This window comes from Saccharomonospora iraqiensis subsp. iraqiensis (assembly GCF_000430445.1).
In the GTDB taxonomy this organism is placed as follows: Bacteria; Actinomycetota; Actinomycetes; order Mycobacteriales; family Pseudonocardiaceae; genus Saccharomonospora; species Saccharomonospora iraqiensis.
Genome location: NZ_KE387072.1, coordinates 34,634 through 38,374, shown reverse-complemented (window position 1 = coordinate 38,374; position 3,741 = coordinate 34,634). Strand labels below are relative to the sequence as shown.

General features: G+C 71.6%; 5 protein-coding genes. 3 read left to right on the top strand and 2 right to left on the bottom strand.

What is annotated here, in order from left to right:
* Both ACTIR_RS22365 and ACTIR_RS0108290 read left to right on the top strand, forming a co-directional pair.
* Positions 1-314, top strand: a 314-nt coding sequence (locus ACTIR_RS22365; protein WP_034239027.1) for a M24 family metallopeptidase, incomplete at its 5' end; no start/stop codon positions are given.
* Positions 311-766, top strand: a complete 456-nt coding sequence (locus tag ACTIR_RS0108290; RefSeq protein ID WP_019808559.1) for an Lrp/AsnC family transcriptional regulator — start codon at positions 311-313, stop codon at positions 764-766. The genes ACTIR_RS22365 and ACTIR_RS0108290, both read left to right, overlap by 4 nt.
* Positions 767-818: 52 nt before the next feature.
* On the opposite strand, the gene ACTIR_RS0108285 is transcribed toward ACTIR_RS0108290, so the two are convergent.
* Both ACTIR_RS0108285 and ACTIR_RS0108280 read right to left on the bottom strand, forming a co-directional pair.
* The gene (locus ACTIR_RS0108285; protein ID WP_026453920.1) at positions 819-1,901 is read right to left on the bottom strand and encodes a GDSL-type esterase/lipase family protein; all 1,083 of its coding nucleotides are present in this window, start codon (positions 1,899-1,901) and stop codon (positions 819-821) included.
* A gap of 90 nt (positions 1,902-1,991) precedes the next feature.
* A complete protein-coding gene (locus ACTIR_RS0108280; protein ID WP_026453919.1) occupies positions 1,992-3,371 on the bottom strand; it encodes a KamA family radical SAM protein in 1,380 nt (459 codons plus the stop codon).
* Between the two features lie 100 nt (positions 3,372-3,471).
* Between ACTIR_RS0108280 and ACTIR_RS22360 the strand changes: the two genes are divergently transcribed.
* Positions 3,472-3,741: amidohydrolase family protein (locus ACTIR_RS22360; RefSeq protein ID WP_034239023.1), on the top strand; the 270-nt coding region annotated here is incomplete at its 3' end.

Below are 3,741 nucleotides of genomic sequence, written 5' to 3'. Positions count from 1 at the left end.
TGGACGCGGTGCGGCCCGGCGTCACCGCCGCCGCGATCGACGCGGCCGCCCGCGACACCCTCGCCGACGCCGGGCTGGCCGAGCTGTTCATCCACCGCACCGGCCACGGCATCGGGCTCGACGTGCACGAGGAGCCCTACCTGATGGGCGGCAACGACCTGCCGCTGGAGCCGGGCATGGCGTTCAGCGTCGAACCCGGCGTGTACCGGTCGGGCCGGTGGGGTGCCCGCATCGAGGACATCGTCGTGGTCACCGCCGACGGGGTCGAGCCGCTGAACACCCGCCCGCACGAGCTGACCGTGCTGCCCGCATGACCGCGGACGGGTTGGAACCGCTCGACCGGGCCATCGTGCGGGAACTGTCCGCCGACGGGCGCCGCAGTTTCACCGACCTGGCCGAACGGGTGGGGCTGTCGGTGTCGGCGGTGCACCAGCGGGTGCGCCGGTTGGAACAACGCGGCGTGATCCGCGGCTACACCGCCAAACTCGACGGCGAACAGATCGGGCTGCCGCTGACCGCGCTGATCTCGTTGACCCCGAACGACCCGGCCGCCCCGGACGACTACCCGCAGCGGCTGCAGCACATCACCGAGATCGAGTCGTGCTATTCGGTGGCCGGGGACGAGTCGTACGTGCTGTTGGTGCGGGTGGCCTCCCCGCTGGCGCTGGAGGACCTGCTGCGCCGCATCCGCGAGGCGGCCCGGGTGTCCACCCGCACCACCGTGGTGCTGTCCACCCCGTTCGAGGGCCGCTCCCCGACACTGTGACCGCCCGCCGGGGCGGTGACCGCCAGCCGACGGGTGACCGCCCACCTCGCGCTCACCCGTCGGGGGCGGCGCGGACCGAGGGGGCGGCGTGCAGGTTGCCGTCGGCGCCCTCCAGGCAGGCCGCCGCGCGGTCGTCGGTGGCGAGGAACTCGCTCATGCAGCGGGCCACCTGGGCGTGTCCGCGGGCGTTGGGGTGGAACGATTCCTGCAGCGCGTGCGAGACGCGCCCTTCGTCGTCCAGGTCGTCCCAGGCGACGGTGAACCGGGTGAACCACTCGGAGGAGGGGTCGTCGCCGCCGGAGCAGGCCTCGTGGCCGCGTCCGGCGCGGGACAGGTCGAGGAAGCGGGCGTCGGCGCCGTCCGCGGCGGTGCGCAGCGCCTCGGACAGTGACGCCGAACCCGGGCCGGACACCCAGGTCAGATCCTTGGTGCGGAACGGGCAGCCGTCCAGGTTGCGCAGCGACTCGGGGATGTCCGGGCCGATGGGGGAGGCGTAGGACTGCAGCACCAGTTCGTAGTCGTCGTCGGAGTAGCCCGCCTCGGACAGCACCGTGCGCACGTCGCCCAGGGCGGACTCGACCTTCGGCACCATGGCCTCCAGCCGGGACGGCCAGTCGGCCTTGATCTCCTCGCTGCACGGGGCGCCGCGGTCGAGGAACCACGAGGTGAAGCACTCCGAGATGAGGCGGGAGAACTGGGGTTCGTCGTTCGCGCCGAGCGCCACCACCACGGCCGCCACCCGGTGGGTGTCGAGCAGCTCCCGCAGCTGGGCGGCCTGCGACGGTTCGGTGTACTGCGCGACGTCGCCGAGGGCGACGTGCCCGGAGGGGGCGCCGGAGCAGGCCAGGTTCACCGACTCGGTCACCCCGGGCAGGTCGAGCCGGTGCACCATCGCGTGCGGGGAGCGGTGGCACCAGTTGCCGTCCGCGCCGTCGGTGGCGGCGGTGTAGTCGCCCGCGCCCTCCCCGGACAGGGTGCTGTCGCCGAGGCTGACCACGGTCAACGGCCCGGTCCCCGGCGGGCCCGGCCGTTCGGCCGGTTCCTCGTCGCCCGGGATGACGAGGACGAACACGGCGACGAGCACGAGCACCCCGGCCAGCGCCGCACCGCCGAGCCACCACCGCAACCTGGACATCGCGGGCGAGTGTACTCGCCGGTCACCGCGTGTCGTCACCGTCGGTGGTGTCGCGCCCGTGCCGGTGCGGCGCGGACTCCGTGACCGTCGTTACCGCTGGGACTCCCACCAGGTGCGGCCGGACTCGGGGAGGGTGAACACGGGGTCGTAGTAGGGGTAGCGGCGGTGCAGCGCCTCCGGGTCGTCGGTTTCGATGCCGGTGCGGTAGTTCTTCGTCCAGTACGAGATGCCGAGTTCGGTGTCGTACTCGGCGACCTGGTGCACCCAGCGTTTGCCGACGTAGGGCACGTCGCACACCAGCCGCGGGGTGGCGTAGCCGGGCAGGTAGCCCATGATGGCGTGCTGCAGTTCCTGCGCCTGCCGCACCGACAGCCGCCAGTGCTCGGCGTTGGGGATCATGTCGCACATGTAGAAGTAGTACGGCAGGATGTTCGCCTCGCCCTGCAGCGCGAAACACAGGTCCAGCAGCGCGGCGGGGGTGTCGTTGACCCCGCGCATCAGCACGCCCTGGTTGCGCACGTCGCTGACGCCGACCTCCCGCGCGGTGCGGGCGGCCTCGGCCACCAGCGGCGTCACCGACTGGGCGTGGTTGACGTGGGTGTGGATGGCCAGGTTCACCCCGCGTCGCCGCGCGGTGCCGGCGACCCGTTCGAGCCCTTCGACGACCTTGGGTTGCAGCCAGTGCTGCGGCAGCCCGGCCAGCGCCTTGGTGGCCAGGCGGATGTCGCGCACGGTGTCGATGTCGAGCAGCCGCATCAAAAACGATTCGAGCTGGTGCCAGGGCACGTTGGCCACGTCGCCGCCGGAGACGACCACGTCCCGCACCCCGGGGGTGCGCTTGAGGTAGTCGACGATGGCGTCCTGCCGGTCCACCGGTTTCAGTTCCAGCTTGTGCTTGTCGATCAGTTCGGTGGAGTTGCCGACCAGGTCCATGCGGGTGCAGTGGCCGCAGTACTGGGGGCAGGTGGACAGCAGTTCGGCCAGCACCTTGGTGGGGTAGCGGTGGGTCAGCCCCTCCACCACCCACATCTCCGCCTCGTGCAGCGAGTCCCGCTGCGAGTAGGGGTGGCTGGGCCAGACCGGGTCGCGGTCACTGGCCACGGGCAGCATGTACCGGCGGATCGGGTCGGCGTAGAACGCGTCGGTGAACGTGGCCGGGTCGGTGTCGGCGTGCGGCGCGATCGTGTTCAGCATCTGCGGCGGCAGCAGCATCGACATGGTCGCCATCCGCTGCTGGTCGGCCACCAGGTCGGTGTAGAACCGCTCCTCGAGCAGGTCACCCATGACCGCGCGCAGCTGTTTGACCCCTCGGACGCAGTGCACCCGCTGCCACTGCGCGTCCCGCCACTCGGCCGCGGTCACGTCGCGCCAGCCCGGGAAGCGGCGCCAGTCGGGTTCGACCAACTCGGCGCGCCGGTAGGTGTAGGGCTGTTCCGCGAGCTCGGCAGCAGGTTCCTGGATCGCAGTCACTTCTGCTCCTCAATCTCGACAACTGGTGGAAATTATCCTGACATACCGACACTGCGGCGCAAAAGTTGTCGCCGATGGGTGGGTGGCAGACTCGGGAGACGTGAGCAGCAGCAACACCACCCTCCTCGTCGGCGGCCGCATCCACACCCCGCAGGCCCCCGACGCCACCGCCATGGCGATCACCGACGGCACCGTCAGCTGGGTCGGGCAGGACCGGCCCGCCCGCGCCCTGCACCCCGACGCCGACACCGTCGACCTCGACGGCGCGTTCGTCGCCCCCGCCTTCGTCGACGCCCACGTGCACGCCACCGCCACTGGCCTGCACCTCACCGGCCTCGACCTGACCACCGTCGGGGACGCGGGCGAGTTG